This is a genomic window from Salsipaludibacter albus, assembly GCF_019798055.1.
GTDB lineage: Bacteria > Actinomycetota > Nitriliruptoria > Nitriliruptorales > Nitriliruptoraceae > Salsipaludibacter > Salsipaludibacter albus.
This window is the reverse complement of record NZ_JAHOPH010000002.1, coordinates 146,972-172,523: the sequence shown is the minus strand read 5'-3', so window position 1 is coordinate 172,523 and position 25,552 is coordinate 146,972. Positions and strand designations below refer to the sequence as shown.

At 71.5% G+C, this 25,552-nt stretch carries 23 protein-coding genes; 7 read left to right on the top strand and 16 right to left on the bottom strand.

Going from position 1 to position 25,552, the window contains the following annotated elements; all coding sequences use genetic code 11:
* Position 1: 1 nt before the first annotated feature.
* Entirely contained in the window at positions 2-373 is a 372-nt protein-coding gene (locus KR546_RS02585) for a hypothetical protein (RefSeq protein WP_238443143.1), read from the top strand.
* Entirely contained in the window at positions 370-1,317 is a 948-nt protein-coding gene (locus KR546_RS02580; protein ID WP_238443142.1) for a cytochrome c oxidase assembly protein, read from the top strand. Before KR546_RS02585 ends, KR546_RS02580 begins: the two co-directional genes overlap by 4 nt.
* 63 nt (positions 1,318-1,380) lie before the next feature.
* Here the strand turns inward: KR546_RS02580 and qcrB are convergent, their stop codons facing one another.
* From qcrB to KR546_RS02550, 6 genes are all read right to left on the bottom strand, one after another.
* Positions 1,381-2,724, bottom strand: a complete 1,344-nt coding sequence (gene qcrB / locus KR546_RS02575; RefSeq protein WP_238443141.1) for a cytochrome bc1 complex cytochrome b subunit — start codon at positions 2,722-2,724, stop codon at positions 1,381-1,383.
* Positions 2,721-3,533 carry a ubiquinol-cytochrome c reductase iron-sulfur subunit gene (locus tag KR546_RS02570; protein WP_238443140.1) on the bottom strand — a complete coding sequence of 271 codons (813 nt, stop codon included), beginning with the start codon at positions 3,531-3,533 and terminating at the stop codon, positions 2,721-2,723. The genes qcrB and KR546_RS02570 overlap by 4 nt, the downstream gene beginning before the upstream one ends.
* 52 nt (positions 3,534-3,585) lie before the next feature.
* A complete protein-coding gene (qcrC, locus tag KR546_RS02565; protein WP_238443139.1) occupies positions 3,586-4,425 on the bottom strand; it encodes a cytochrome bc1 complex diheme cytochrome c subunit in 840 nt (279 codons plus the stop codon).
* A gap of 151 nt (positions 4,426-4,576) precedes the next feature.
* Positions 4,577-4,990: a hypothetical protein gene (locus KR546_RS02560; RefSeq protein WP_238443138.1), complete on the bottom strand. Its 414-nt coding sequence runs from the start codon at positions 4,988-4,990 to the stop codon at positions 4,577-4,579.
* 190 nt (positions 4,991-5,180) lie between these two features.
* A complete protein-coding gene (locus tag KR546_RS02555) occupies positions 5,181-5,471 on the bottom strand; it encodes a hypothetical protein (RefSeq protein WP_238443137.1) in 291 nt (96 codons plus the stop codon).
* Positions 5,468-5,905 carry a hypothetical protein gene (locus KR546_RS02550; protein WP_238443136.1) on the bottom strand — a complete coding sequence of 146 codons (438 nt, stop codon included), beginning with the start codon at positions 5,903-5,905 and terminating at the stop codon, positions 5,468-5,470. Before KR546_RS02550 ends, KR546_RS02555 begins: the two co-directional genes overlap by 4 nt.
* 423 nt (positions 5,906-6,328) lie before the next feature.
* Between KR546_RS02550 and KR546_RS02545 the strand changes: the two genes are divergently transcribed.
* Positions 6,329-7,114 carry a formate/nitrite transporter family protein gene (locus KR546_RS02545; protein WP_238443135.1) on the top strand — a complete coding sequence of 262 codons (786 nt, stop codon included), beginning with the start codon at positions 6,329-6,331 and terminating at the stop codon, positions 7,112-7,114.
* A gap of 23 nt (positions 7,115-7,137) precedes the next feature.
* Here the strand turns inward: KR546_RS02545 and KR546_RS02540 are convergent, their stop codons facing one another.
* The 6 genes from KR546_RS02540 to KR546_RS02515 form a co-directional block, all read right to left on the bottom strand.
* Positions 7,138-8,655: an FAD-dependent oxidoreductase gene (locus tag KR546_RS02540; RefSeq protein WP_238443134.1), complete on the bottom strand. Its 1,518-nt coding sequence runs from the start codon at positions 8,653-8,655 to the stop codon at positions 7,138-7,140.
* A 205-nt stretch (positions 8,656-8,860) separates the two neighbouring features.
* Entirely contained in the window at positions 8,861-9,067 is a 207-nt protein-coding gene (locus KR546_RS02535) for a hypothetical protein (protein WP_238443133.1), read from the bottom strand.
* 72 nt (positions 9,068-9,139) lie between these two features.
* The gene (locus KR546_RS02530; RefSeq protein WP_238443132.1) at positions 9,140-10,087 is read right to left on the bottom strand and encodes a YihY/virulence factor BrkB family protein; all 948 of its coding nucleotides are present in this window, start codon (positions 10,085-10,087) and stop codon (positions 9,140-9,142) included.
* Positions 10,087-10,797 (bottom strand): DUF3618 domain-containing protein, encoded by a 711-nt coding sequence (locus tag KR546_RS02525; protein WP_238443131.1) that lies wholly within the window; start codon positions 10,795-10,797, stop codon positions 10,087-10,089. The genes KR546_RS02530 and KR546_RS02525 overlap by 1 nt, the downstream gene beginning before the upstream one ends.
* On the bottom strand, positions 10,794-11,246 hold the full coding sequence (locus tag KR546_RS02520; protein WP_238443130.1) for a phage holin family protein: 453 nt from the start codon (positions 11,244-11,246) through the stop codon (positions 10,794-10,796). Before KR546_RS02520 ends, KR546_RS02525 begins: the two co-directional genes overlap by 4 nt.
* Entirely contained in the window at positions 11,243-12,028 is a 786-nt protein-coding gene (locus KR546_RS02515) for a hypothetical protein (RefSeq protein ID WP_238443129.1), read from the bottom strand. The genes KR546_RS02520 and KR546_RS02515 overlap by 4 nt, the downstream gene beginning before the upstream one ends.
* Before the next feature lie 228 nt (positions 12,029-12,256).
* On the opposite strand from KR546_RS02515, the gene KR546_RS02510 reads away from it, so the two are divergent.
* Positions 12,257-12,670: a response regulator gene (locus KR546_RS02510; RefSeq protein ID WP_238443128.1), complete on the top strand. Its 414-nt coding sequence runs from the start codon at positions 12,257-12,259 to the stop codon at positions 12,668-12,670.
* On the opposite strand, the gene KR546_RS02505 is transcribed toward KR546_RS02510, so the two are convergent.
* From KR546_RS02505 to fdhF, 4 genes are all read right to left on the bottom strand, one after another.
* On the bottom strand, positions 12,651-16,370 hold the full coding sequence (locus KR546_RS02505) for a chemotaxis protein CheB (protein WP_238443127.1): 3,720 nt from the start codon (positions 16,368-16,370) through the stop codon (positions 12,651-12,653). The genes KR546_RS02510 and KR546_RS02505 overlap by 20 nt on opposite strands.
* Positions 16,371-16,448: 78 nt before the next feature.
* Positions 16,449-17,837, bottom strand: coding sequence for a response regulator (locus tag KR546_RS02500; RefSeq protein WP_238443126.1), 1,389 nt, complete (start codon positions 17,835-17,837; stop codon positions 16,449-16,451).
* A 141-nt stretch (positions 17,838-17,978) separates the two neighbouring features.
* Positions 17,979-18,395 (bottom strand): helical membrane plugin domain-containing protein, encoded by a 417-nt coding sequence (locus KR546_RS02495; protein ID WP_238443125.1) that lies wholly within the window; start codon positions 18,393-18,395, stop codon positions 17,979-17,981.
* A gap of 10 nt (positions 18,396-18,405) precedes the next feature.
* On the bottom strand, positions 18,406-21,465 hold the full coding sequence (gene fdhF, locus KR546_RS02490) for a formate dehydrogenase subunit alpha (protein WP_238443124.1): 3,060 nt from the start codon (positions 21,463-21,465) through the stop codon (positions 18,406-18,408).
* 159 nt (positions 21,466-21,624) lie between these two features.
* Here fdhF and KR546_RS02485 point away from each other — a divergent pair, with 159 nt between their 5' ends.
* The 3 genes from KR546_RS02485 to KR546_RS02475 all read left to right on the top strand — a co-directional run bounded on the left by KR546_RS02485 (position 21,625) and on the right by KR546_RS02475 (position 25,542).
* Positions 21,625-22,065 carry a hypothetical protein gene (locus tag KR546_RS02485; protein WP_238443123.1) on the top strand — a complete coding sequence of 147 codons (441 nt, stop codon included), beginning with the start codon at positions 21,625-21,627 and terminating at the stop codon, positions 22,063-22,065.
* 74 nt (positions 22,066-22,139) lie between these two features.
* Entirely contained in the window at positions 22,140-23,450 is a 1,311-nt protein-coding gene (locus KR546_RS02480) for an ATP-grasp domain-containing protein (protein WP_238443122.1), read from the top strand.
* A 70-nt stretch (positions 23,451-23,520) separates the two neighbouring features.
* Positions 23,521-25,542, top strand: coding sequence for a CocE/NonD family hydrolase (locus KR546_RS02475; RefSeq protein WP_238443121.1), 2,022 nt, complete (start codon positions 23,521-23,523; stop codon positions 25,540-25,542).
* Positions 25,543-25,552: the final 10 nt, after the last annotated feature.

Below are 25,552 nucleotides of genomic sequence, written 5' to 3'. Positions count from 1 at the left end.
CGTGTCCGACACGGCCGAGGACCGTCAGGCGACCGGGACGTCCGGTCCCTGGCTCACGCATGCCCTGTTCGGTGGGATCCTCGCCTGGATGGTGCACCTGGTCGGGATGGCGTGGAGCGTGGGCAGAGCGTGCGCCACCGGCCAACTGTGGCCGTTCCACGTCCTGACCGTCGTGACCTTCGCGCTCGCGGCACACGCCCTCTGGGCGGGTTGGCGGGTCGTGCGCGCCGATGATCCGTCGGCGCGCGTCCGTGCCGCCCACCTCCTCGGGTGGTTCGCGATCGTGCTGAACGTGTTCAACCTGGTGCTCATCGTGGTCGAGTGGGTCCCGGTCATGGTCATCGACCCGTGCCTGGGCGGGGCGCTGACATGACGACCGGCTCGCTCGCCTCGATGGCCATGGGAGTGGCGTCGTCGCCAGTCGCCGACCTCGCCCCCACCCCTGCCACCTGGCTCGCGACGTGGCGACCCGACCTCGGGATCACCGTCGGGTTGCTGGGCCTGGTCGTGCTGTACGCGCGGGTGGTGCGGCGACTGTGGATGCGCCGGCATGGCGCCGGCATCTCCCCCTCCCGCGTCGCCGCCTTCGTCGCGGGGATCGTGGTGCTCGGAGTGGCGGTGCTGTCGCCGCTGGACACCCTCGGCGCGGCGCTGCTGTCCGCCCACATGGTCCAGCACCTGCTGCTGGCACTCCTGGCGGCACCCCTGCTCGTGGCAGGACGGACACATGTCGTAGCGCTGCACTTGGTACCGCTGGCGTGGCGACGTCGGGTGGCGCCCCCCGTCGCACGGACCCTGCGACGCGTGGCCCCGCTCGGGTTGGTCCTGGCGCTCGGACTGCACGTGGGCGTCATGCTGGTGTGGCACCTCCCCGGCCTCTACGCCGCCAGCCTGCAGTCCGGAGCGGTGCATGCGCTCGAGCACGTCAGCCTGCTCGTCGCCGCCGTCCCCTTCTGGATCGCGGTCGGGACCAGCCGGACGACCCCCGTCGCCGCGGCCGGGCTGGCGGCCTTCGTCGCGGCGCTGGCCGCGACCGCCCTCGCGGCCGGCATGACCTTCGCCCCCACCGCGTGGTACGCCGGGCACCTGCCGACGACCACCGCGTGGGGACTGACCCCGCTGCAGGACCAGCAGTTGGCCGCGGCGATCCTGTGGGTCCCGGGGGGGATGGCCTACCTGGCCACCTGCACAGTCGCGGTCGTGCGGTGGCTCCGGGCCGACGAGCGACGTCACGCGCTCGCCCCGGGGGGCGGGACGCCTCGACCGGTCCCGGGTCCCACGCCGGCCGACCCACCCGGCATCGCCGGCCCACCATGAGGACTGCCGGCCACGTCGCCGCGTCCCCGGCCCGGGACCACCGAAGCCGTTCGTGCCACCGCATCACGCGTCGGGGACACGTTCACGGATGCGCTCGACCTGCCCGGCGTGCACGTCATCGGCCTGCAACTGTCGACAGAGGCGACGCGTCACCCACCAGGCGACCAGCGGGAGCACGACCACCATGGCGCGCATCACGTTGATGACCACCGCGATGTCCCAGCCGGTCTGGGCCACGAGCACGTCGTTGGACCCGCCGACGAACAGGGACACGTAGAACGTGACGACCGCAACGCCGAACGCCGTGCGGTGCGGGTGGTCGCGGGGACGTTGGAGGAGGTGGTGCTCCCGGTCGGCCGCGCCCGTCCACCACTGCTCGACGAACGGGTAGGCGTACAGGCCGGCGAAGGTCAGCCCGGGCAGCAGGACGCCGGGCAGGAACACGTTGGGGACCTCGACGCCGAATCCCCGGAACGCGACCGACGGGGTCAGCCGGAGGGCCCCCTCGAGCCAGCCCATGTACCAGTCCGGCTGCGCCCCGGTCGTGACCGCCGCGGGGTCGTACGGCCCGTACAACCACACCGGGTTGACCTGGAACAGGGTTCCCAGGAGGACCATCACGCCCGTGACCAGGAAGAGCAGCCCGACCGACTTCGCCAGGTAGGTGGGCCACAGGCGCTCGCCGACCACGTTGTCCTCGGTCCGGCGCGGACCCGGGAACTGGGTGTGCTTCTGGCGGACGACCAGCAGCAGGTGGCCGGCGATCAGCGCGCCCATGACAGCCGGGAGGATCCACACGTGGCCGATGAACAGGCGGCTGGCGATCTCGGTGCCGGGGTACTCGCCCCCCCACACCAGGAAGGCGAGGTGGTCCCCGACCACGGGGACCGACTGGGTGATGCTGTAGCCGACCCGCAGTCCGGTGCCGGACAGGAGGTCGTCGGGGAGGCTGTAGCCGGCGAACCCTTCCAGGATCGCCAGGCCCAGCAGGGTCACGCCGACCAGCCAGTTGACCTCGCGGGGTCGGCGGAAGGCACCGGTGAAGAAGATCCGCAGGAGGTGCACCACGATGGCGGCGACGAAGACCAGCGCCGCCCAGTGGTGGACCTGGCGCACGAGCAGGCCGGCCGGCACGTCGAAGCTGATGTCGAGCACCGACGCGAAGGCGGGCGTGACCTCCGCGCCGTGCAAGGGGGCGTACGAGCCCTCGTAGGTGATGGGGACGAGCGAGCTGTCGAAGAACATCGCGAGGAACGTGCCGCTGGCCACCAGCACGACGAAGGCGTAGAAGGCGATCTCGCCGAGCAGGAACGACCAGTGCTCGGGAAACACCTTGCCCGCACCCGCCTCGGCCGCCCGCGCCGCACCAAGGCGCTGGTCGAGCCAGCTCGCCAGTCGCGCGATCACGGCCGTGACCACCATCCCGGCCCCACGGCGTCACTGAAGTCCCCGGTGGCCACCAGGAAGCCCTCGTCGTCGACCCCCAGGGGCAGCTGGGGCAGCGGGCGGGCCGCCGGCCCCATCAGCGGACGGGCACCCTCGACCACGTCGAACGACGACTGGTGGCACGGGCAGAACAGTTGCTGCTCGATCGCCTCGTACAACCCCACGGGGCAGCCGGCATGCGTGCAGACCTTGGAGTAGGCGACGTGACCGGCGGCGGTGGCGGACACCTCGGCCGGGGCCCGGACGGTCACGTCGTCGGCGAGCCGGATCAGTACCGCCTGGGCGTCGGCGTCGCCGACGTGGTCGCGTGGGAACACCGTCAGCAGGCCACCCACCTGGAGCTCGTCGACGGCCACCGCCCGCCCCTCGCGGGTGACCAACCGCTGTGCCCCGGCACCGGCCCACGCCGTGTGGCGCAGGGCATCGCCGGGGCTGGGACCCAGCGACAGCGTGGGGACCAGCGCAGCAAGGCCGGTGGCCGACAGGGCGGTCGCCAGGGCGCCACCGAGCAAGCCTCGACGGCCGACCATGGCACCTCGGTCGCGCAGGCTCGCACCCGCCGCACGCTCGTCGGCGGCGGGGGGCCCGACCGGCGGTCGCTCCTCGACGTCCCCCCCGCCGGGCATCAGTCCGTGCCCCCAGGCGACGAGTCCGCCGCCGACCCCGAGGAATGCGACGGCGAGCCCGAGCCCGACCCAGTGTTGGCCGAGGTCGAGCGCGTAGGCCACCACGGACCCGATCCCGCCGAGCGTCGCGCCGGCGAAGGCCACGAGCACGGTCCTCCGCACCCTCCGCACGGCCGCTCCGTCTCCGGATCCGGATTCAGCCACGGTGGTCCTCCGATCCAGAGCCCGGGGCTGGGGTGCGCGCCCCGATCCACCGGACCAGCAGCAGCAGTGCCACCAGGCCCACGACCCACGCGACCATCCCTTCCGCGACCGGCCCGATGAACCACAGGGGGTGGCCGAGGGGAGTCCTGGGCCGATCGAGGTACTCGACGTACGCGGTGACGTCCGTGGCCTGGCGCTCGTCCAGCGTCGCCTCGTCGAACACCGGCATCGTGCCCGGTCCCGTCCGCATCGCCTCGACCACCTCGACGGGGGTGGCATCGACCAACGAGACCGCCACCTGGCCACTGGTGAGCGCACCGCCCCGGCCCGACCAGGTGTGGCAGGCGGCACAGTTCAGTTGGAACAGGCTGGCCCCTGCCGAGCGGTCGGCGGTCGAGAGGTCGACGTGCGGCACCTCGGGGCCAGACAGGATCCGGCCGGCGTGCGCCACCAGGGCATCGACCTCCTCCGGCGTGTACACGACCGGGCCACGGGGGACCTGTCGCTCGCGCGCCGGGGGGTCGTCACGGCCGACGGCGTCGGCCGGCAGGGGCATGCGTCCACTGGTGATCGCCAGGGACACGCCGGCAGCGCCCTGGCCGGTGAGGTCCGGTGCCCACCGTGTCCCCTGTCCAGCGACCCCGTGGCAACTCGCACAGTCCCGCTGCCACAGGAACTCGCCGGCCCGCGCCGAGGTGCCGGCCTCCTGGCGCGCGCCGGCCGGACGACCCAGCATCCCCCACGCCCCCACGACGGTCGCGGCGAAGAGCACCCAGCACACCAGTGCCCGCGCCCACCGCCCGCCACGATCGCGGATGTGGGGCTGCCGCACTGGTCGATCCTCGCATCGCGTCTCGGGCACGCACCGACCGCCGTCCGGCAGGCGACGCGTCGGGGGATACCCGCATCCCGCGGGAGCCAAACCCCCGGCCCACCGTCGGATCCTGTGCAGGAACCGTCGCCCGTGCGACACGCGACCGTCGTCAGTCCACGGTGAGTTCTCGCGGCAGGTCCCCGATGACCGTGCGCACCCGTTGCAGTGACCGGTCATCGAGGTCGTCGACCACCACGCGCCGGACGCCCGGGCCCGGCGTGTTCGCGGCCTCCCAGGCGGGGGCCATGACCGGGGTGGAGACGAGTCCCACGGCCGCACCCAGTCCGAGCCCACCCGTCACCCACCACCAGGACACGCTCGCACCGATCCCGGCCAGGAGCAGGAGCAGGAGCACGGCCGCAACCAGGCCGACGAACGCCCCCACGGCCCCACGTCGGGCCAGTCGCGCCATGACACGGGCGTCGGTCCTGCGGTCCCGCTCCCGGGAGGGTGGCTGCGCACGGCCCGGGTCGTCGACCAGGATGTCGCTGCCGTCGATGCCGGCGAGGGACAGCCGTTCCACCAGTTCACGTGCGGCATCCCGATCATCCACGAGCGCCGTCAGTCGGTGACGGCGGCCGCGCGGATCGGACTGGCGCTCGCGCCGATCATGGGGCGGGACGTCCACGTTGCCTCCGGGTAGGAGCGTTCCACCATCAGGGATACCCATGACCGCCGCGCGCAAACCCGTCGCCGAGCTGACGTCGAGGCATTCAGGGGTTCGGGTCGGGGTTCGTCGCGTCGGTCGGCGACACCGTGGTGACGGCGTGGCCACGGGCAAGCATCGCCGCCGTGGCCAGCAGGTCGGTGGCTCGTGCGACGACCTGGCGGTCGACGCCGTCGTGGTCGATGCAGCTGTCGCGGGCGGCTGCCAACACCTCGGGCTCGTCACCGATGAAGTCACGCACACGTGCGAGGGCCACGTCGGGATCGACCTCGCGATACACCAACGACAGGGCCTCGGCCACCGCCAGGGCCACCGTGCAGCGGTCGGGGTCGCTCATCGCCGGAGCGCGACGTTCGTGGAATCCGTGGTCCGGGTGCTGACCGTCGTGGCCTGGCACCGGTCGTGGAAGGTGTCGACCACCCCGTCGAGCAGCCGTGCGACCTGGGACCGGGGCAGGCGGGCGAGCCGTTCGACGACCTCGCCGTAGGTGGACGAGGGACGGTCCGCCCGTACGGCGTACAGCAGTCGTGCGACCTGCCCGATCGTGACGCCTGCCGGCAGCTTCAACAGTGCGGTGACGCTGTCCGGTGCCGGCTGCGGGTCGTCCCACAGGGCGTACAACACCTCGCCGACCGACCAGCACTCGACGGCCGACGACTCGGCATCGCCGTCGTAGGCCGGCCATGGGACAGCGACGTGCATGGCCGGACGATCCCGACGGACCAGCATCCATTCGACCAGCGCCTGCCTCAGGCCGGGGAGGATGCTCATGGCATCTCCTCCGCGCCGCGTGCCAGATCATCTGCCTGGGCATGGCCAGGCGACACCGGGCACGTGGGGGTCGGTCCCTGCTGCCGATCCATTGGTGCTCCTCCCGATCGCGACGACTCGACCGGCTCGGCCTGCCATGGCCGGTCGCGTGCACCTCGGGGTCCGGGAGGGCATTCCCCGGGGTCTGGGAGGAAGCCCGTCAAGGATCTCCGACGCGGCATTGCCTGTCAAGACCCCCATGGCGCCTCGACGACCCGCCGCAGCACGCCAGCCGCCCACCCAGGAGGTCTGGGCGCCCCGGATCACGAGGCCCCGTCCGCGTGGATCACGGACGGCCACCCCCCACAGACCCGATCCCCGACGGTCATGGAGGTAGCCTTTTCCCCGAATGAGGCAGGTGTTGTCGTTCCGAGGGTGGGTCCGATGGCTGTTGCACCGAGCCCCGACGAGGTCTATCAGCGTGCGGTCGCCGAGGGGCGCCGGCGTCTGGACATGCCCGTCATCGAGCAGGTCACCACCGCGTTCATCGCCGGCGTGACGATCGTGTTCGGGATCGTCGCCCTGGGCGTGGTCGAGAGCCTGATCGCTCCGGAACTGGGCGAGGGTGTCGGTGCCGTGGCGGGTGCGGTGGCATTCGCGATCGGCCTGGTGTTCCTCATCGTGGGGCGAACCGAGTTGTTCACCGAGAACTTCTTCGACCCCGTGGCCGCGGCCATGGAGCCTGACAGCGAACGGAGCCCGTCGCGGTTGGGGCTGTTGTGGTCCACGACGCTGGTGTTCAATCTGGTCGGTGGCAGCGTGCTGCTTGCCGTCATGACCGTGGACGGTGCCCTGCCGCACGGCCCGTCCGACGTGCTGATCCGGATCGCGGAGAAGATCGGCACCAGGGCCTGGGCGGCCACCCTGGCCCGGGCGGTGCTCGCGGGGGCCTTGATCACCCTGTTGTCCTACCTGCTCGCGGCGAGCAACAGCGTCGCGTCGCGGATCCTCGTGGCGTTCATGGTCGGGAGCTTCCTGGCACTCGGCCCCTTCGACCACGTCATCGTGTCCGCCCTCCACCTGCTGTTCGGAATTTGGCTGGGCGGCGCCGTTGGCTACGGCGCGCTGGGAATCAACGTTGGCCTGGCGGCCCTCGGCAACCTGGTCGGGGGGCTGTTCCTGATCACGTTCACGCACGCGGCGCAGGTCTGGAGCGAACGCCGGCATTGATCGGCCGCACCACGACGGTTGGCTCAGGGGGCAGTGCGGGCACGCAGTGGGCGCACCGCGGGGCCGGTGATGACCTGGCCGTCCGGGGCGAAGCGGGAGCCGTGGCACGGACAGTCCCAGGAGGTCTCGGCGTCGTTCCAGGCCACGAGGCATCCGAGGTGTGTGCAGGTCGCGTCGACCACGTGCAGGACCCCGTCGCGGGTACGGCACATGGCAACGTGGCGACCGCGCGTTCGGACCACCCTGCCCTGTCCGGACGGCAGGTCGTCGGGAGCTGGGGCGTCGTCCGCCCCGAGCCTGTCGCCGACGAAGCGCCGTGCCACGTGCAGGTTGTCCTTGGCGAGGGTGGGGATCGTCGATGCGGAGGGCAGGCGGTTGGCGTCGAACACGCCGGCCCAGGGATTGTCACGCTCCAGGATGGCGTCCGTCATGATCCTGGCCGCGACCGGGCCGTTGGACAGGCCCCACTTCTTGAAGCCCGTGGCGACCTGGATGCGGTCGGTGAAGCTGAGTCGGCCCACGTAGGGAACCCCGTCCACCGGGAGGTAGTCCTGGGAGGACCACCGGTGCGTCACGGACCGCACGGCGAAGTGCGTACGGGCGAACTCCTCCAGGGCCACGTGGTTGTCCGCCAGGTCGGCGCCATGTCCGGTCTCGTGGGCCTGTCCGACGACCACGAGCCAGACGCCGTCGTTGCCGTGGTAGTGACGCAACGACCGCGTCGGGGAGTCTGCGGAGATGTACATGGGCTCCGGGGGTTCCTCGTCCAACTGCACGGCGATCGCGTAGGAGCGCGTCGGCCGCGTCCTGGCGAACTCGAAGCCCTGGTCCGCGATCGGCAGCAGCGTTGCGATGACGGCGTGTCGGGCACGCACCGTGGCCCGACGTGTTCGCACCTCCACGTGGTCGCCCCGCTCGGCGACTCGCACGACCCGGCTGTGCTCGTGGACGCTCGACCCGTCACCCGCGACCGCCCGGGCAAGGCCATGCACCAGCCGCGTCGGGTGCACCTGCAGTTGGTCGTCGAAGCGGACGGCGCCGGCGACCTCGAAGGGCAGTCCGACGTCGTCGACGAAGGATGCTGGCAGTCCCAGGCGTGCAGCAACGGCGACCTCGGCCTGCAGGTCCGGCACCCGTGCCTGCTCGCGGGTGTACACGAAGCTCGGCAGGCGGGAGGGCCACGCCTGGGCACCGTGCTGGTCGGCCAGGTCCAGGAGCATCGAGATGCTGGCCTGGTTCGCCTCTGCGTAGAGTCGGGCCGCGTGCGTCCCGATCTCCTCCACGGCACTGGCGTAGAACAACTGGTGCTGGGACGTCACCTTGCCCGTCGTGCCACCGGTGGTGCCCGAGGCGATGGTGTCTGCCTCGAGCAGCGCGACGGTCAGTCCTGCGTCCTTGCACATGAGCGCGGTCGTGGTGCCGGTGATCCCACCGCCGACCACGGCCACGTCGACCGTCGTGTCGGCGGCCAGCGGAGGATGGGAACTGGCGTCCGCGTCGACCGTCCACAGCGATCGCGGTGTGCTTGACAGGTCATCCATGGCGTCTCTCCCAGCAGCCCGGCTCACGAAGAGGATGGTCCCTGCGGGGGCCGGACTGGTGTGACCGCGCTGGAACACGGGATGGTCGCCGACGAGGCTACGGTTCGAGCCGTGCGAGCACGCTGTCCGGGTGGTGGCCCCACCCGGATCCTCACTCGGCGCTGGCGACGGTGTCGGCCTTGACCGCGCCGGGTGCCCCGGCGGGTCAGAGGCTGAGGCCATCACCGCCGGTGAGCCGACTGAGCAGGTCGGAGGGGTTGATGCCGAACTTGTCGAGCAGGTCCTGGTGCTGCTGGCTGTCGGTGTCGACCTGTTGCGGCAGTTCCTGCTGGGCCTGGTCGACCTTGCTGGAGTCGCCCGGCTCGGCGGGGCTGCGCAGCAGGGCGATGATCTGGTCCTTGTTGATCTTCATGGGGTCTCCTGTCGGGTGGTGCCCGTCGCGGGCGCGGCCGGGGTGGTACGGGTGGTGAGGACACTGCGGGTGTCAGTCGGCGGCGACGGTGTCGGCCTTGACTGCGCCGCGCTGGCCGAGCGGTTCGGGAGGTCCGGTGGTGGTGTCCTGCGCCGTCTGGGCTTCGAGTTCGGCGTTGATCTCGGCGCCCAGCAGCACGCAGAAGGCGGACAGGAACAGCCACAGGTCGAGCACGATCACCCCGGCCAGCGCACCGTAGGTCTGGTTGTAGCTGCCGAAGTTGCTGACGTAGAGCGAGAATCCGACCGATCCCAGTGCCCAGAGCACGGTGGCCACGACCGCGCCGGGGGTGACCCAGCCGAGCTTCGGGTCCTCACGGTGTGGCGCGATCCGGTAGACGACGGCCACGCCCGCCATCATGAGGACGACGACGAGCAGCCAGCGGGCGACCTGGGCCAGCACGGTGCCCACGGTGCCCAGTCCGAGCGCCTCGATCACCGGTGGCACGACGCCGATCAGGGTCACCAGCACGACCAGGAACAGGATCGCCCCGAGGGTGAGCAGGATGGCAAGGCCACGGCGCCTGGGAAAGCTGCGGGGCTCCTCGTCGTAGGCGATGTTCACGCCCTTGATCAACCCGTCCATCCCTCCCGAGGCGCTCCACAGCACGCCGGCGAGCGCTGCCACCAGGCCGAGGGACAGCCCGCTGACCTGCGTGGCGGACTCGATGGGGCGCTGGATGACCGAGGCGACGTCGTTGGACAGCTGCGAGGTCAGCTGGTCGAGCTGGCTGGTGACGGTGGCCGGGTCGGCGACCAGGCCGTAGACCATCAGCAGCGCGATGAGCGTCGGGATGAGCGCGAGCCAGGCGTAGAACGCCACGCCTGCCGCGACCACCGGGACGTTGTCGGCCTTGATCTCGGCCACGACCCGACTCGCAACGGCCTTCCACCCCGACGACGGGACGTCGCCGGGGCTGTCGGCGTGGCGTCCGCCGCCCTCGTTGGACCGATCGGCCATCACGGGTCCCCTGTCCGGTCGCGGGCCGTCTCCCCCGCACCGCGTGCCTCACCCGTGACGCGCTGCTGGCTCGAGCGGGCCTCGTCACGCAGCCCGTCGGCCTCCGACGACGCAGTGTCCTTGACCTGGTCGAGCCCTTCCCGGGCCTGGGCCTCGACGGGTTCGCGCACCTCTTCGACGGCGTCCTCGACCTGGTTGCGCAGGCGCTGCAGGTCCACCCGGTCGACGCCGTCCTCGACCAGCCGGCGCTCCTGCTCGGACTCCGGGAGCGCAGCCGCGACCAGGGCCCCGAGTCCGAAGGCCACCATTCCGGCCGCCAACGGGTTGCCACGTGTGGCTCGCCGAGCGGCGTCCGGTGCCTGGCGCGCCTGGTGGGCTGCCCCGCTGGCGACGTCGCCGGGGCTGCGGGAGGAACCAGCGGCGTGGGAGGTGCGGTCGTCGACGGTCCCCATCACCGTCCCACGCAGGCGTCGCCAGTTCGAGCGCAGGCGGGCACGGCCACGCGCGGCGACCCGGGACGGCGCCACGCGGTCCTCCAGCTGGCCGAGGGTGTCGTCCATCCGGCCGCGGGTCATGCGGATCTCCTCGCGGATGCGTTCGGGGTCGTCGGCCTGGGCGGCCGCACGGACGCGACGTTCCTCGTCCAGGTGCGCCTGTTCGTTGGCCAGCCTCGGGTCGATGGTGGAGGGGTCGGGCGTGTCGTTGCTCATGGCGTCTCCTTCGGGGCGTTCCGGGCCCAGTCGAGGTCGTTGCGGATGCTGGCGGTGGTCTCCGGCAGGCCCGGATGGAGCTGGTCGGCCCCCTTCTTCGCCCGGCCGAACAGGACCCCGGCCACGGCGGCACACACCACGCCGACGATGGCGAAGGCGATCCCGACCGGCAGGACCTCGGCCAGGCCCCAGGCTGCGGCCAGCGACACCAGCACCAGGGCGAGCACGCCGGCGAGTCCGGCCGCTCCGAACTGCATCCCGGCCCGCGCGGCCGTCCGGGCCTCCTGCCTGGCCTCGGCCTTGGCGAGCTCGAGCTCCTGGCGCAACAACGTGGAGAACTGGTCGCTGAGCCGGCCGAGCAGGTCCGCCACGCCGAGCCCCTCGCCGCGCACGGCGTGGCCATTCCCGGTCGACGAGCCAGCGGGGCGCTCCGACGGATCGGCACTCATGGCCGACCCTCGATCGCCTCGCCCCGGCGTTGCTGCGAACCCGACTCCTTGGTGCTCCGCGATGGGTCCCCGTCCAGCCCGTCGATCCAGTCCGGTTCCCGTGATCCGCCCGCGCGGCGCTCGCCATCCGTGTGCCGGGAGGTCGGCGGCGTCCCGCTGGAGGCGACCACGGGCTCCCGGAGCGGTCCACGAGACGCCCCCGCACCAGGAGTTGCGTCAGGTGCTCCCTGCTCGGGACGCTCGGGAAGGTGGACGTCGGCTGCCCGGACGCTGCGGCCGACCCGTCCCGCCACGACGCCGGCGAACAACGCCCCGACGAGGAACTGCCCGGGCTTGCGACGGGCGAAGTCGCTCATGTCGCCCAGCAGCCCGTCGATGCCGCGGTCGTCGAGTCGATCGGCCCAACCGGCGACCACCTCGGCCGCGGACTCGGCGTAGTCGCCCATCGCGCCCGCCTCGTCCGGGTTGCCGCGGGCCAGCGCCTGCAACTGTTCGCTGCTGCGACGCAGGCCCTGCCCGGCCTGGTCGACCTGCTCGTCGGCCCGCTCGCGCACCTGTGCGATGGCCGTGTCGGCGATGCCACGGACCTGCGCCCGTGTCTCGCCTGCCACCGACTTCATGCCGTCCGAGGCCCGGCCGCCGAGCCGGGACGCCTCCGACGACGCCGTGCCGGCGACCCGCGACGCCTGGTCGCGACCGACGTCGCCGGTTTCTGGGTCGCGGGTCGAGCCATGGTCACCGGTCGGACCAGGTCTGCGGGGAACTGCTGGATCCTGGGTCATGGGGGGTTCCTTGGTCGTGGCTGTCGGTCCTGCCCTGCCGGACGGTTCGTCCTGCGTCGTCCGACCGGTTGGTTCGTCCGAAGCCTGACCCCGGGGAGGCCTCCCCAAACCCGGCCGTTCGGGGGAGGCGGCCACCCCCACGTTCGGTCGTGACGGCAGCGCGTCCGTCTGCCATGCTGTGGTGCGGGCCGATGACTCGCCGCCACGAGCGGCCAGAGAGAACATGCAATGACCATCAGGATCTTCGTGGTCGAGGACCACCACGTGATGCGCACCACCCTTCGCCACTACCTCGGCCTGCAGGACGACCTGGTGGTGTGTGGGGCGGCCTCCTCGGCCGAGCAGGCCATGGAGCGACTCGAGGACGCCGATCCCGACGTCGTGCTGGTCGACGTCTCCCTGCCCGGCCGGAGCGGTCTCGACCTCGTGGACGACGTCCGATCGCGCTGGCCGCTCCCCTGCCTGGTCCTGTCCGGACACGGGGAACGGTCCTACGTCCAGCGCGCGCTGGACCGGGGAGCAGCGGGTTACGTGCTCAAGGGTCGGCCCGAGGAGGTGCCCGAAGCCCTCCGCCGGGTCGTGGCCGGCGGCTCCCACGTCGCCGCGTCACTGCGGGGGATGGTCACCCTGCCGGAAGCCTGATCACTGCCGTCACGCCCTCCCCTGGTGCCGCCTGCAGTTGCAGTTCGCCCCCGTGCAGGCGGAGCCGTTCCCGGGCGCTGTGGAGACCGGAACCTGCCTCGTCCTCGGTGTCGAGCCTGGCAGGATCGAAACCCAACCCGTGGTCGGCAACGGTGACCTGGACCTCGTCGTCGACGCGCTCGGCGGTGACGACGGCGCTGTCGACCTGGGCGTGCTTCGCCACGTTGAACAGCAACTCGCGCACGACCTGGAACACCAGCCGGCGCATCCGGTCCGCCTCGGCGCCATCGGGACCGATGTCGGCCTCCTCGAGCTCGTCACGGACCTCGACCTCGAGGCCGTGGAGGTCCCGCATGTGCGTCTGGAGCCACTGGAGGGCGTCGACCAGGCTGTCACCGCGAAGGACCGGCGGGTCGAGGTCCACCGTCAGCTGGCGGGTCAACGTGATGGCCTCGTCGAGGTACGCCAACGCCTGTTCCACCGCCGTCTCGTCGACATCGCCGCTGGCAGCCTGCTGCCGGGCCACGGTGATCTGCATCTGGATGCCGTACAGGAGTTGCTGGAGGTCGTCGTGCAGCAGTCCCGACAGTCGCGTGCGTTCCTGCTGCTCGGCCGAGGACAAGGACTCGGACAGCAGTTGTGCCTGCCGGGTGCGGGTCGCGACACGCCGCTCGAGCTCCTCCGTCAGTCGACGCAGGTCCTCCTCGGCCCGGCGCCGGTCGGTCACGTCACGCAGCAACACGGCGACCCGGAGGTCCTCGTGCTCGGCCGTGGGGAAGGCGTAGATGTCGAACCAGCGCTCCGGGAACCGGCCGGCCCTGCCCTCGAAGCGCACGGGCTGGCGGGTCACCGCGACCCGGCAGCACCGCTCCAGCCACTCCTGCCCGTCCTGCGGGTCGAGGTCGGCCCGGCTGGACCCGACGGCGTCCCGGAACCCGGTCTGTTCCTCGAATGCCGGGTTGGTCTCGATGAACCGATGGTCGACGAACTGCTCGTCGTCGACGACCACCTCGAGCACGCAGAACCCCTCGTCCATCGTCTCGAACAGCGTCCGGTAGCGCTTCTCGCTCTGGCGGAGGGTCTCGGCGACGGCGTCCGTGTCGGCCTTCGCATCCAGCAGGTCCTGCTCCGCCTGCCTTCGGCCACTGATGTCCACGAAGGTCACGACCACGCCCTCGATCCGGTCGTCGTTGCTGCGGTAGGGCGAGACCCTTGTCAGGTACCAGCGACCGGAGACGTCGGGGATCTCGCGCTCGACGGGGACCAGGCTGCCAAGGACCGCCTCGGCGTCGGCGCTCAGGTCCGGATAGTCGAGTTGGTGCGCGAGATCCGTCACCGGCCGGCCCCGGTCGGCGGGCCGGACGCTGAACAGGTCGGCCACGCGCGGGGTGTACCGGAGGATGCGCAGTCTGCGGTCCAGGAACAGGGTGGCGATGTCGGTGGCCCTGAACAGGTTCTTCAGGTCGCTGGACAACTGGGACAGCTCTTCGACCTTGTGCCGATTCTCCTCGTTGACCGTCTGCAACTCCTCGTTGACGCTCTGCAACTCCTCACGCCCGGTCTCCAGCTCCTCGAGGGTGGAGCGCAGTTCCTCGTTGGACGACTGCAGCTCCTCGTTGGACGCTCGCAGTTCCTGCTGGCTGGTCTCGTACTGCTCGACCAGGGACTGCAGCCGCCGCTTGCTGACCTCGACCTCGGAGCGCAACAACTGCAGCTCGGCGTCCTCGCCGTCGTTGCGTGTGGTGCCGGTGGTCGGCTCGTCAGCACCGGGCACGTCCATGAACAGCACCAGCACGAAACCTTCCAGCCCCGGTTCGACCGCGGCCCGGACGTCCAGCCGCACCCAGCCGGAATCACCGTTGAACGCCACGAGGCGAGCTGGCGTCTGGACAGGCGTGGTGTCGCGACGAGCATCATGCAGGGCTGACCGCAATTCGGCGCGCAACTCGGGGCGGACCAGGTTCACCACGTTGGAGGTCGGGCTCCCGCCGGGATGCAGCAGGTAGCGACCGGCACGTTCGGAGAGGTGCACGATCCGGTCGTCAGCGGCCACCAGCAGGCTGGGTGGCGCATGTCGCTCGACGACGCGCTGGTGGAGCGCACCCGGCGCGATCGGTGGCGAGGTGCGAGCCTCGCGGCCTTCGACGGGGAGGCCGGGCACGTATCCGGGGAGCAACGGGAACACCGGGAGCCGCGGCTCGGGCGCCGGGCTGTCCCGTCGACGGTAGACCCGTGAGTCCCCGTCCAGGGTCGTGAACAACTCTTGGGACTCGATTGTCTCGGAGGTGCCCAGGACCAACACACCGTCCTGGTTGAGGGCGTAGTGGAACAGGTCGAGGACGTCGTGCTGGATGCCTCGTTCGAGGTAGATCAGGAGGTTGCGACAGGACACCAGGTCCAGCCGCGAGAACGGGGGGTCCGTCAGCAGGTCGTGTGGCGAGAACACGACGACGTCCCGGACGGCCTTGCGGATCCGATACCCCCCGTCCTCCTTGTCGAAGTACCGTGCGAGGCGGCCCGACCCCGTGTCGCCGGCGATGTTCCCCGGATAGAAGCCGGCACGGGCGGTCGCGAGCGAGGCCTCGTGGAGGTCGGTGGCGAACACCTGGACCCGTGGGGGCGCCTCGAGCCGGCCGGCGGCCTCCAGCAGCAGGATCGCCAGCGAATAGGCCTCCTCACCGGTCGCGCACCCGACGCTCCAGGCACGCACAGTGTCGCCCGGCCCCTTGTCGACGAACAGTCCCGGGACGGCGTCGTCCTCCAGGACCCGGAACACCGTCTCGTCGCGGAAGAAGCTCGTCACCGTGACCAGCAGGTCCTCGGCCAGCGCGCGCACCTCGTGCGGCTCGTCGCCCAGCAGCGACACGTAGTCGGCCAGCACGTCCGCGCGGCGCATCTGCATGCGGCGCCTGATGCGGCGCAGGATCGTGCTCGTCCTGTACCGGGTGAAGTCCCGGTCGGTCACCGTACGAACCTGCGCGAGGATGCGGTGCAGGTCGTGTTCGGCCCGGGAGTCGAGGACGTCTTCGGCATCGGCCGGGGGCACGGGCAGTCGGGGCCTGGTCCGTACGAACTCGAGGATGCGACCCGGGATCTCGTCCAGTTCGAGGACGAGGTCGACCGTCGCCGCGGCGATGGCGGACTGGGGCATCCCCCCGTATTCGGCCCCGGCCGGATCCTGGACGATCGTCAGGCCACCCTGCTCCCGGATGTCCCGCAGGCCCAGTGTCCCGTCGGAGCCCGTCCCGGTCAGGATCACGCCGATGGCGTCCCCGTCGTGGGTGCGCGCCAGGGTGCGGAAGAAGTGGTCGATGGGGGCGCGCTCCGCCCGCTGCTCCTCGAGCTCGCTGAGGCGCAGGTGTGTGTCGATGCTGTTGAGGTTGGCGTTGGGCGGGATGACGTAGGCGTGGTCGGGCTCCAGCCGCGTGGTGGCCGAGACCTGCTCGAAGGGCACGGGTGCGTGGGGCTGGAGCAGTTCGGCGAGGCGGCTCTCGTGTTCGGGCGACAGGTGCACCACGACCACCCACGCGACACCGCTGTCGGCGTCGACTCGTTCGAAGAACGACCGGAGCGCGGCCAGGCCACCGGCGGAGGCGCCGATCCCCACGATGGTGACGGGCTCGGGGGGTGCGTCATCGCCATGTCCGTCGGGTCCACCGGCCGAGGCCTCCGCGTCGGGGGCGACGGTGTCATCGACCACGACCAGGCCCTCCCACTCGGCTGGACCGCCCCGTTGCCGGGGCCCGGGGCCCACGATAGGCCACGCCCGCCCCAGCCCTCACGCCGAAGGTGGCTGGCGGGACTCCACGATCGCGTGCGCGACGTCGTGGAGCTTCGCCTGGTTGTCCCGGGCGTGGCGCCGCAACAAGTCGAAGGCCTCCTCGACGTCAATGCCATGCTCGGAGGCGATGTAGGCCTTGGCCTGCTCGATGATGATCCTGCTGGTGAGTGCGTTCTGCAGTTGCTGGGCGAGCGTCTGCGCTTCCTCGGCCTTGGTGCGCAGGTCATCGAGGTCGACGTGACTGGCGGCCAGGTTGGCCATCCGGGTCTGGAGTTCACCCAGCGCGAAGGGCTTGGTCAGGTAGTCGTCGGCGCCATCCTGGAGCAGGCGGACCCGGAGTTGCTCGTCGGTGCGCCCGGTCAGCACGATCAGGGGGATCCGATCGACGCCGTCGAGTTCCTGCAGGGCGTGCACCAGCGCCTCGCCGTTCACCCCCGGCAGCATGATGTCACAGATGACCAGGTCGGGACGCTGCTCGCGAACGGCCTCGAGCGCCTGCTCGGCGCTGCCCACGGCCACCACGCGCCATTCCGACGACAGCGTGTCCTCGAGGAAGCGGCGCAGGGCATCGTCGTCCTCGACCACCAGGACGAGCAGGCCGTACTCCGGACCCACCGGGTCGGGGACCGACGCGACACCGTCGACCACCGAGGCGGGCCGTTCCGCCGGCGGGGGGATCTCGCCCTGGGCGGTCGGGAGGACGATCTCCACCGCGGGGGCCTCCTTCCCCGCGACGACCTGGCGGACGTCTGCCCCACTCCTGACCAGCAGCTCTGACGCCACCTCGGCCGTGGGGTCGTCGACCCACGGCGACGATGGCGCCTGGCCATCGTCCTCGCGGAGCGCTCCCGCAACGACCCGGAGTTCCACGTGGCCTCGAGGAGTCGACTGCCCGACGAGGCGGACAAGCGCGCCCGGGGCGGCCCGACGAGCTGCCTGGCGGACGAGTGTGGCCAGCGCCCACTCCAACACCTCTCGGTGGATCAGCACCCCGGCACCGGTCGCCACCTCCGCCAGGACCCGGACGTCGTGGTGATCCCGCGCGTCGGCCTCGATCCGGCGCACCGCTGCCTCGACGACGTCGTCGACGGCCACGGGCTCGCTGGCGGGTCCGGCCGGCCATCGAGAGGCCTCGACCAGCTGCAGGACCCCGTCGCGAAGGTCGACGATCGCATCGGCCAGGCCTCGGACCAGTTCGCGGTCCACGTCACCCAGGTCGTCAGTGCTGTCCAGGAGTTGCGTCGTCGCCGCCGCGATGCTCAGCGGCGTGCGGACGAGGTGGCCCAGGCGGCCGACGACCCACTCCCGGACGTCCGCGCAGTCCTCGTCGTCGTGCGGCGGTGACGTCCCTCCCCCGCGTGCGACCGTGGACCTCTCATCGGGCACGATCGTCTCCAGGCGAAGTCGGCGGACGGACTGCACCCACCAGTAAAGTCGGCTGAGCGCTGCCGCGACACCCCCGGAACGACCCCGTGTCCCACGTCCCGAAGGCCACCGCCGTTCGACGGGTCGCCGCTCGACCGACCTTCAGGCCGGCCGGGACATGACCCTCCCGAAGGCCCGCAGTCCGGCCAGCACCGCGCCCACCCCACGGCGGACGTCCGCGTCGTGCAGGCGTCGGACCAACTCCAGCCAGGTGGGCGGCTCGGCCGTCGTGAGGGCGTCGTCGGCGGCAGCCCGCCCGGCACGCGTGGCCCGCACGAGTCGACGTGCGGCGTCCGGATCGGGGACCTCCAGCAGGCCCGCCAGGGCCGCCATGGCGGTGGCGTCGTCCGGGTCGATCCGCCCGGTGACCTGCGCGGCGAGCTCCGGATGGGCCCGGATCGCCCCGGTGAGGGCACGCAACAGGCCGGACTCGTCCAGCGCTGCGACGAAGTCGTCGACCTGGCGCTGCGCCGTCCGGTGGTCGACGTGGGCGGGGGTGTGCGACAGGGGGCGAGCCATTGGGGGCCTCTCAGCGTCCGGGGAACGTGTAGTCGTCGCGTGCCCACTTGCGCCGGACCTCCACGCCGTCCTGCGGGGTGGGACTGCCGTAGCGATGGTGGCCACGCGGCAGCGGGCTGCCGGTGGGGTCCTCGGGCGGGCCACCCCGGCGCTCACGGTCGGCCCCGTGCCGGCCAGGGGCGGGATGTGAGACCTCGTGGTCGGCGCGGCGGATCGCCACCGCCAGCTCCTTGTAGGCAGGCGTCTGCGAGTCCGGGTCGACCACGTTGGACGTCATGTCGTTGACCCGGGCATCGTTCGACGTCACCGGCACGTACAGCTGGCCGTCGGCCACCTGTTCCGACAGCAGCACGCGGGTGGTGATCTCGCCGCGCTCGTTGGACAGGGTCACCCAGTCGCCGGACCTGAGGCCACCGTGGTCCTCCGCGGTGCGCCGGCTCATCTCGACGTAGGTGTCGGGCACGCGGTCGGCCAGCCCGGCCGAGCGCATCGTCAGGTTGCCCTCGTGGAAGTGCTCGAGGACCCGACCGTTGTTGCAGTGCAGGGCGTGCTGGTCGTCGGGCTGGTCGGACGGCTCACGGAAGTCCAGCGGGTACAGGCGGGCCCGGTCGGTCCCGTCCAGGGTGAAGGCGTCGGTGTACAGCAACGGCTGGTCGGTCCCGTCGGCGTCGACCGGCCACTGCAGGGAGTCGTAGCCGGTGAGGCGGTCGTAGGAGACCCCCGCGAACATCGGGGTCAGCTCGGCAATCTCGTCCATCACCTGCGACGGGTGGGTGTAGCCCCAGTGGCGGCCCATCCGGTCGGCGAGTTCGGTCAGGATCAACCAGTCCGGCCGGGCGTCGCCGACGGGGGGCATCACCTCGTACAGCCGCTGGATCCGCCGCTCGGTGTTGGTGAACGTCCCGTCCTTCTCCAGGGACGCGGCGGCGGGCAGCACGACGTCGGCGTACTCGGCCGTGGTCGAGAAGAACAGCTCGTGGACGACCAGGAAGTCGACCTTCTCCAGCGCCTCCTGCACGTAGTGCGCGTTGGCGTCGACCAGCGCGATCTCCTCGCCGATGACGTAGAGCGCGTGCAGGTCGCCGTCGTGGATCGCCTCGACCATGCCGTGGTTGTCCAGCCCCTTCTGCCGCGCCAGGTCGTCGCGATCCCACGCATCGGCGAACTTCGCCGCGACCTGCTCGTCGTCGACGTCCTGGTAGCCGGGGTAGAAGCTGTTGATGCTGCCGAAGTCGCTGCAGCCCTGGACGTTGTTGTGCCCGCGCAGCGGGTAGGCGCCGGTGCCGGGGCGTCCGAAGTTGCCGGTCAGCAGGAGGAGGTTGGCCATCGCGGTCGAGGTGTCCGACCCCATGTGGTGCTGGGTGACGCCCATCGCCCACAGGATGCAGGCGCGCTCGGCCGCCGCGAACAGCCGGGCGGTGGAGCGGATGGTGTCGGCGTCGATGCCGGTGCGTCGCTCGGCGTACTCGGGGGTGAACGGCTCGAGCGAGGCGCGGTAGTCGTCCAGCCCGTCGACCCGCTCGGCCAGGAAGGTGTCGTCGGCGAGGTCCTCGTCCAGGATCACGCGGGCCATGGCCGACAGCCACACGAGGTCGGTGCCGGGCTCGGGGCGCAGGAACACGTCGGCCCGCTGGGCGAGCTCGTGCTCGCGCAGGTCGGCCACGACCAACGTCTGGCCGTTGCGCTTCTGCGCCCGGCGCAGGCGAGCCGCGATGACCGGATGGCTGTCAGAGGTGTTGCTGCCCACCGTCATGACCAGCGTGGCCCGTTCCATGTCACTGATCGAGCCGGAGTCGCCGCCGTAGCCGACGGTGCGCCACAGCCCCATGGTCGCCGGGGCCTGGCAGTAGCGGGAGCAGTTGTCGACGTTGTGCGTGCCCAGCACCTGGCGGGCGAGCTTCTGCGCGAGGTAGGACTCCTCGTTGGTGGCCTTGGACGACCCGATCACCGCGGTCGCGTCCGGGCCGTGCTGGTCGACGATCTCGCCGAGCCGACGCGCCACCAGGTCCAGCGCCTCCTCCCACGACGCCTCGCGGAACCGCTCGCCGTCCCGGATGAGCGGGGTCGTCAACCGGTCGTCGGCGTTGACGAAGTCCCACCCGAACTTCCCCTTGACGCAGGTGGAGATGGCGTTGGCGGGCCCCTCCTCACGTGGCTCGACCTTGAGGATCTCCCGGCCACGGGTGTAGACGTCGAAGGAGCACCCGACGCCGCAGTAGGTGCACACGGTCTTGGTGACCTCCGTGTCGGCCATGCGGGCGGACGCCTCCGCCCGGGACAGCTCGAACAGCGGCAGCAGCCCCGTCTCGGACTCGGCCGCCTTGACCAGGTCGATGGCGGGTTCGCGGAACGACTGCGGGAGCCCGGTGAACAGCCCGGCCCGGCCGACCATGCTCTTCTCCATCAGCGCGTTGCACGGGCACACCGTCACGCAGTGGCCGCACGACACGCACGACGACTCGCCGATCGGGGCGCCGCCGTCCCACAGCACGCGGGGCTCGTCGGCCTCCCAGTCGATCGACAGGGTCTCGGTCACCTGGACGTTCTGGCAGGCCTCCACGCACCGGCCACACAGGATGCACTGGTCCGGGTCGTACTGGTAGAAGGGGTTGCTGTCGTCCACGGCGTACGGCGTCGCTTCGTACTCGTCGCGCTGCCGGCGGACCCCGGCGCCCTCGACGCCGTGCTTGAGCACGCAGTCCCCGTTGTTGTTGTCGCAGATCGTGCAGTACAGCTCGTGGGTGCGGATCAGCCGCTGGCCGGCCTCCTCGCGCGCGGCCCGGGCCCGCGCCGTGTCGACCTGCACCTCCAGGCCCGCCTCGACCGGGACGGCACAGCTGCGCTCGAGGCGGCCGTCGCGCTCCACCAGGCACGTGTCACACGTCTCGATCGGCCCGAGGGACGGCTCGAGGCACACGGCGGGCACGGCGTGGTCGGTGGCGGCCAGGGCGGTCGCGAGTGGCTGGCCCATCGGCAGGTACAGCGTGTGGCCGTCCACCCTGACGGCCACCGGCTCCTGTTCGGGTGCGGCAGCATCCTCGGACAACGGCCGGAACGGCGACGCGGGCACGACGACTCCTGTGGCGACTTCAGCGACCCCCGTGGACCTTCCCACTCCGTTCCGTGGCCAAACATCCTCCTCCGGGCCAGACATCCTCCCGCCACGTTTGTGCGCCGGCGGGACGGGGTATCCCCGTGCGGAGCCGCCGTCGTGGGAGGACGAATGTCCGTGGGACACCCGCAACCCGACATCTCCGTGGCACACCAGCAGTCCGAGGTGGGGTGGACCGGGGGGTCGGGCGAGGTGCTGCACCTGCACGTCCCCGCAGACAGGGCAGCGCCCGAGGTCGTCGGGACCCGGTGTGCGGCGGCCGCGACCCCGACGATCGACGACGCCGCCCGCCTCCACGACCTCCGGCTGGTCGTGGAGGAGTTGACCGGCGTGCTGGTCGACCACGCGGCCGACGGCGCGCGCCTCGGGGTGCAGGTGCGACGGGACCCCTCGCAGGTGAACATCGAGGTCTCGGTGGCCCACGACGGGTCCTCGGACGCCTCCCGCGTGTCCGACGTCGCCGACACGGTGGTGTCGGCCGTGGCCCAGGACTGGGCCGTGACCCAGACCGCCCGCACGGTCACGGCCCAGCTCGTCCTGTCGAGTCAGCCCGCCTGATGGCCGTGGGCCCGTCATCGACCCGCCCGTGGCCAGACCCCCCGCCCGGTCGAGGACGTCGGGCGTCCCCGGAGTTGCCCGAGCGTCCCCGCAACGTCTTCGTCGTCGGGCTCGACGGCTTCCATCGCGACCTGCTGGCGACCATGCGCGGCGCCGACGAGATCGCGTTCCACGCCCTGTTCGACGCCGACGAGATCGCGAACTGGACCGGTGGGCCCATGGCCGGACTACTCGATCGCGCCCACGACGTGCTCGACCGGTTCGACGAGCCGGTGGACGGCATCATCGGGCACTGGGACTTCCCGACCAGCACCATCCTGCCGATCCTGCGCGATCACTGCGACCTCCCCGGGCCCTCCCTGGAGGCCGTGCTGAAGTGCGAGCACAAGTACTGGAGCAGGCTGGAACAGGCCCGGGTGGTCCCGGAGCACGTCCCCGACTTCACCGTCTTCGACCCGTTCGACCACGACGCCCGTGACCAGGTCGACCTGGACTACCCGTTCTGGGTGAAGCCGATCAAGTCGCACTCGTCGTACCTCGGGTTCCACGTCGCCGACGACCGCGACTTCGCCGACGCCGTCGAGCGGCTGCGAGACGGGATCCACGAGGTCGCGCGACCGTTCGACGTGGTGCTCGAGCACGCGGACCTGCCGGCCGAGGTGGCGGACGTCGGCGGCCACCACTGCCTCGCGGAGGCCGTCATCTCCGCCCCGCGACAGTGCACACTGGAGGGGTACCGGTGGCGCGGGACCACGACGATCTACGGCACGATCGACACCGGTCGTGCCGGCGCCCACGGTTCCTCGCTCGTCGAGTACGGCTACCCGTCCGCCCTGGACGAGGCCACGACCCGCAGGATGCACGCGATCGCCGACCGCACCATGGCGGCGCTGGGCTACGACCGCGCGCCCTTCAACATCGAGTTCTTCCACGACCCCGACACCGACGCGTTGCACGTGCTCGAGGTCAACCCGCGGATCTCGAAGTCCCACTCGCCCCTGTTCCTGCTCGTCGACGGGGCGTCCCACCACCAGGTCGCCGTCCGCCTCGCCCTGGGTCAGGACCCCGACTTCCCGTCCGGCGAGGGCGAGTTCCCCTTCGCCAGCAAGTTCATGCTGCGCCACCACGGTGGCGACGCCCGGGTCGTCCATTCGCCCACCCCGGACGAACTCTCCCGCGTGCAGGAACAGTTCCCGGAACTGCGCCTGCACGTCCACGTCGAGCCCGGGATGGCACTGTCGGACCTGCCGATGCAGGACTCCTACAGTTACCGGATGGCCGACCTGTTCCTCGGTGGCGACGACCCGGAGCAGGTCCGCGAGCGCTTCGAGCGCTGCCGCGAGCAGGTCCCGATCGAGCTGGCGCCGATCTCCCACGAGTCGTGACCGCCCCCGGGGTCGTGCCCCCGGGCGCCAGGCGACACCGCCGCCCGACACCCGCGAGAGGAAGCCACGGATGCACGTCGCCGACCTCCCACACGCCGTCCGGACCCTCGACCCCTGCTGGATCCCCATGACCGACGGGACCCGCCTGGCCGCCACGGTGTGGCTGCCCGAGGGCGCCGGGCACGAACCCGTCCCGGCCATCCTCGAGTACATCCCCTACCGGCGGGGCGACTTCACCGCCGCCCGGGACGCCCGCAACCACCCGTACTTCGCCGGCCATGGCTACGCCAGCGTGCGCGTCGACATGCGGGGCAGCGGGGACTCCGAGGGCGTGCTGCGCGACGAGTACCTGCCACAGGAACAGCTCGACGGCCTCGACGTCCTGGCATGGATGGCCGCACAGCCGTGGTGTGACGGCCGGATCGGCATGATCGGGATCTCGTGGGGCGGGTTCAACGGCCTGCAGATCGCCGCCCACCAGCCCGACCACCTCCGGGCCGTGGTGTCCGTCGCCTCGACCGACGACCGCTACGCCGACGACGTGCACCACATGGGTGGCTGCCTCCTGGGCGACAACCTCAGCTGGGCGTCGGTCATGTTCGCCTACAACAGCCTGCCGCCCGACCCCCGCGTGGTGGGCGACTCCTGGCGGGACACGTGGCTCGAACGGCTCGAGGCCAACGAGCCATGGCTCGCGACCTGGCTGCGCCACCAGCGGCGCGACGCCTACTGGCGCCACGGATCGATCAGCGACGACTACGCCAGCGTGCAGTGCCCGGTGATGCTGGTCAGCGGCTGGGCCGATGGCTACTCCAACGCCGTGTTCCGGATGCTGGCCAACCTCGACGTCCCCCGCCGCGGGCTGGTCGGGCCATGGAGCCACCGGTACCCCCACATGGGCATCCCCGGACCGGCCATCGGGTTCCTGCAGGAGTGCGTGCGCTGGTGGGACCGGTGGCTCAAGGGCATCGACAACGGCGTCGACGACGAGCCCATGCTGCGCGCGTGGATGCAGGACAGCGTCCCGCCGACCGCGAGCTACCGACACCGCCCCGGCCGGTGGGTCGCCGAGCCTTCCTGGCCCTCGGACCGGATCACGATGGTCCGACGACCGCTGGGCAACGGCCGGCTCGAACCCCGGGACCGGGTCGAGGAGGACGACGTCGCGCTGACGATCCAGTCACCCCTGGGCGTCGGGTCGTTCGCCGGCAAGTGGTGCAGCTACGGCGCCGCGCCGGACCTGGCCCACGACCAGCGCCAGGAGGACGGTGGTGCGCTCGTGTTCGACAGCGACCCCCTGGCCGAACCCGTCGAGGTCCTGGGCGCGCCGACGGTCCGGCTGCGACTGGCCGCCGACCAGCCGACCGCGATGGTGGCGGTGCGGCTGTCGGACGTGGCACCGGACGGTGCAGCCACGCGGGTGACCTACGGCCTGCTCAACCTCACGCATCGCGACGGTGGTCGACATCCGCAGCACCTCGAGCCGGGACGTGTCGTCACGGTCGACGTCCGCCTCAACGAGATCGCCCAACGGTTCCCGGCGGGCCACCGGCTGCGGGTGGCCGTGTCGACCTCCTACTGGCCCCTGGCGTGGACGCCGCCAGCCCCGGTGCGCCTCACCGTCCACACGTCGGGCAGCCACCTCGTCCTGCCCGAGCGACCGCCGCGTGACGACGACGTGGCGCTGCGCGACCTCGGCGAGCCCGAGGGCGCGCCACCACTGGACACCACCGTGCTGGCCCCGGAGGAACGCGAGTGGCTCGTGTCTCGCAACCTCGCGACCGACGTCTCGACGCTCACCGTGGTCGACGACCGGGGCACCACCCGGATCGACGACCACGGCCTGACGATGCGCGGCGAGACTCGCGAGTGGTACAGCCACCGTGGCAACGACGTCCTGTCGGTCCGTGGTGAGACCCGATCCGAGCGTGAGCTCACGCGACCCGGATGGCGGGTGCGGACGGTCACCCGGACCGTCATGACCTCGGACGCCACGAGCTTCCGGGTCCAGGCCGACCTGGACGCCTGGGAGGACGACCGCCGGGTGCACTGTCGCACCTGGGACACCCGGATCCCACGCGACTTCGTGTGAGCCGATGGGC

Excerpts from the sequence above, each read along its gene's own strand:
- KR546_RS02580 (WP_238443142.1), top strand. The coding sequence starts at position 370 with ATGACGACCGGCTCGCTCGCCTCGATGGCCATGGGAGTGGCGTCGTCG.
- KR546_RS02555 (WP_238443137.1), bottom strand. The coding sequence starts at position 5,471 with ATGAGCGACCCCGACCGCTGCACGGTGGCCCTGGCGGTGGCCGAGGCC.
- KR546_RS02550 (WP_238443136.1), bottom strand. The coding sequence starts at position 5,905 with ATGAGCATCCTCCCCGGCCTGAGGCAGGCGCTGGTCGAATGGATGCTG.
- KR546_RS02545 (WP_238443135.1), top strand. The coding sequence starts at position 6,329 with ATGGCTGTTGCACCGAGCCCCGACGAGGTCTATCAGCGTGCGGTCGCC.
- KR546_RS02540 (WP_238443134.1), bottom strand. The coding sequence starts at position 8,655 with ATGGATGACCTGTCAAGCACACCGCGATCGCTGTGGACGGTCGACGCG.
- KR546_RS02535 (WP_238443133.1), bottom strand. The coding sequence starts at position 9,067 with ATGAAGATCAACAAGGACCAGATCATCGCCCTGCTGCGCAGCCCCGCC.
- KR546_RS02530 (WP_238443132.1), bottom strand. The coding sequence starts at position 10,087 with ATGGCCGATCGGTCCAACGAGGGCGGCGGACGCCACGCCGACAGCCCC.
- KR546_RS02525 (WP_238443131.1), bottom strand. The coding sequence starts at position 10,797 with ATGAGCAACGACACGCCCGACCCCTCCACCATCGACCCGAGGCTGGCC.
- KR546_RS02520 (WP_238443130.1), bottom strand. The coding sequence starts at position 11,246 with ATGAGTGCCGATCCGTCGGAGCGCCCCGCTGGCTCGTCGACCGGGAAT.
- KR546_RS02515 (WP_238443129.1), bottom strand. The coding sequence starts at position 12,028 with ATGACCCAGGATCCAGCAGTTCCCCGCAGACCTGGTCCGACCGGTGAC.
- KR546_RS02510 (WP_238443128.1), top strand. The coding sequence starts at position 12,257 with ATGACCATCAGGATCTTCGTGGTCGAGGACCACCACGTGATGCGCACC.
- KR546_RS02495 (WP_238443125.1), bottom strand. The coding sequence starts at position 18,395 with ATGGCTCGCCCCCTGTCGCACACCCCCGCCCACGTCGACCACCGGACG.
- KR546_RS02475 (WP_238443121.1), top strand. The coding sequence starts at position 23,521 with ATGCACGTCGCCGACCTCCCACACGCCGTCCGGACCCTCGACCCCTGC.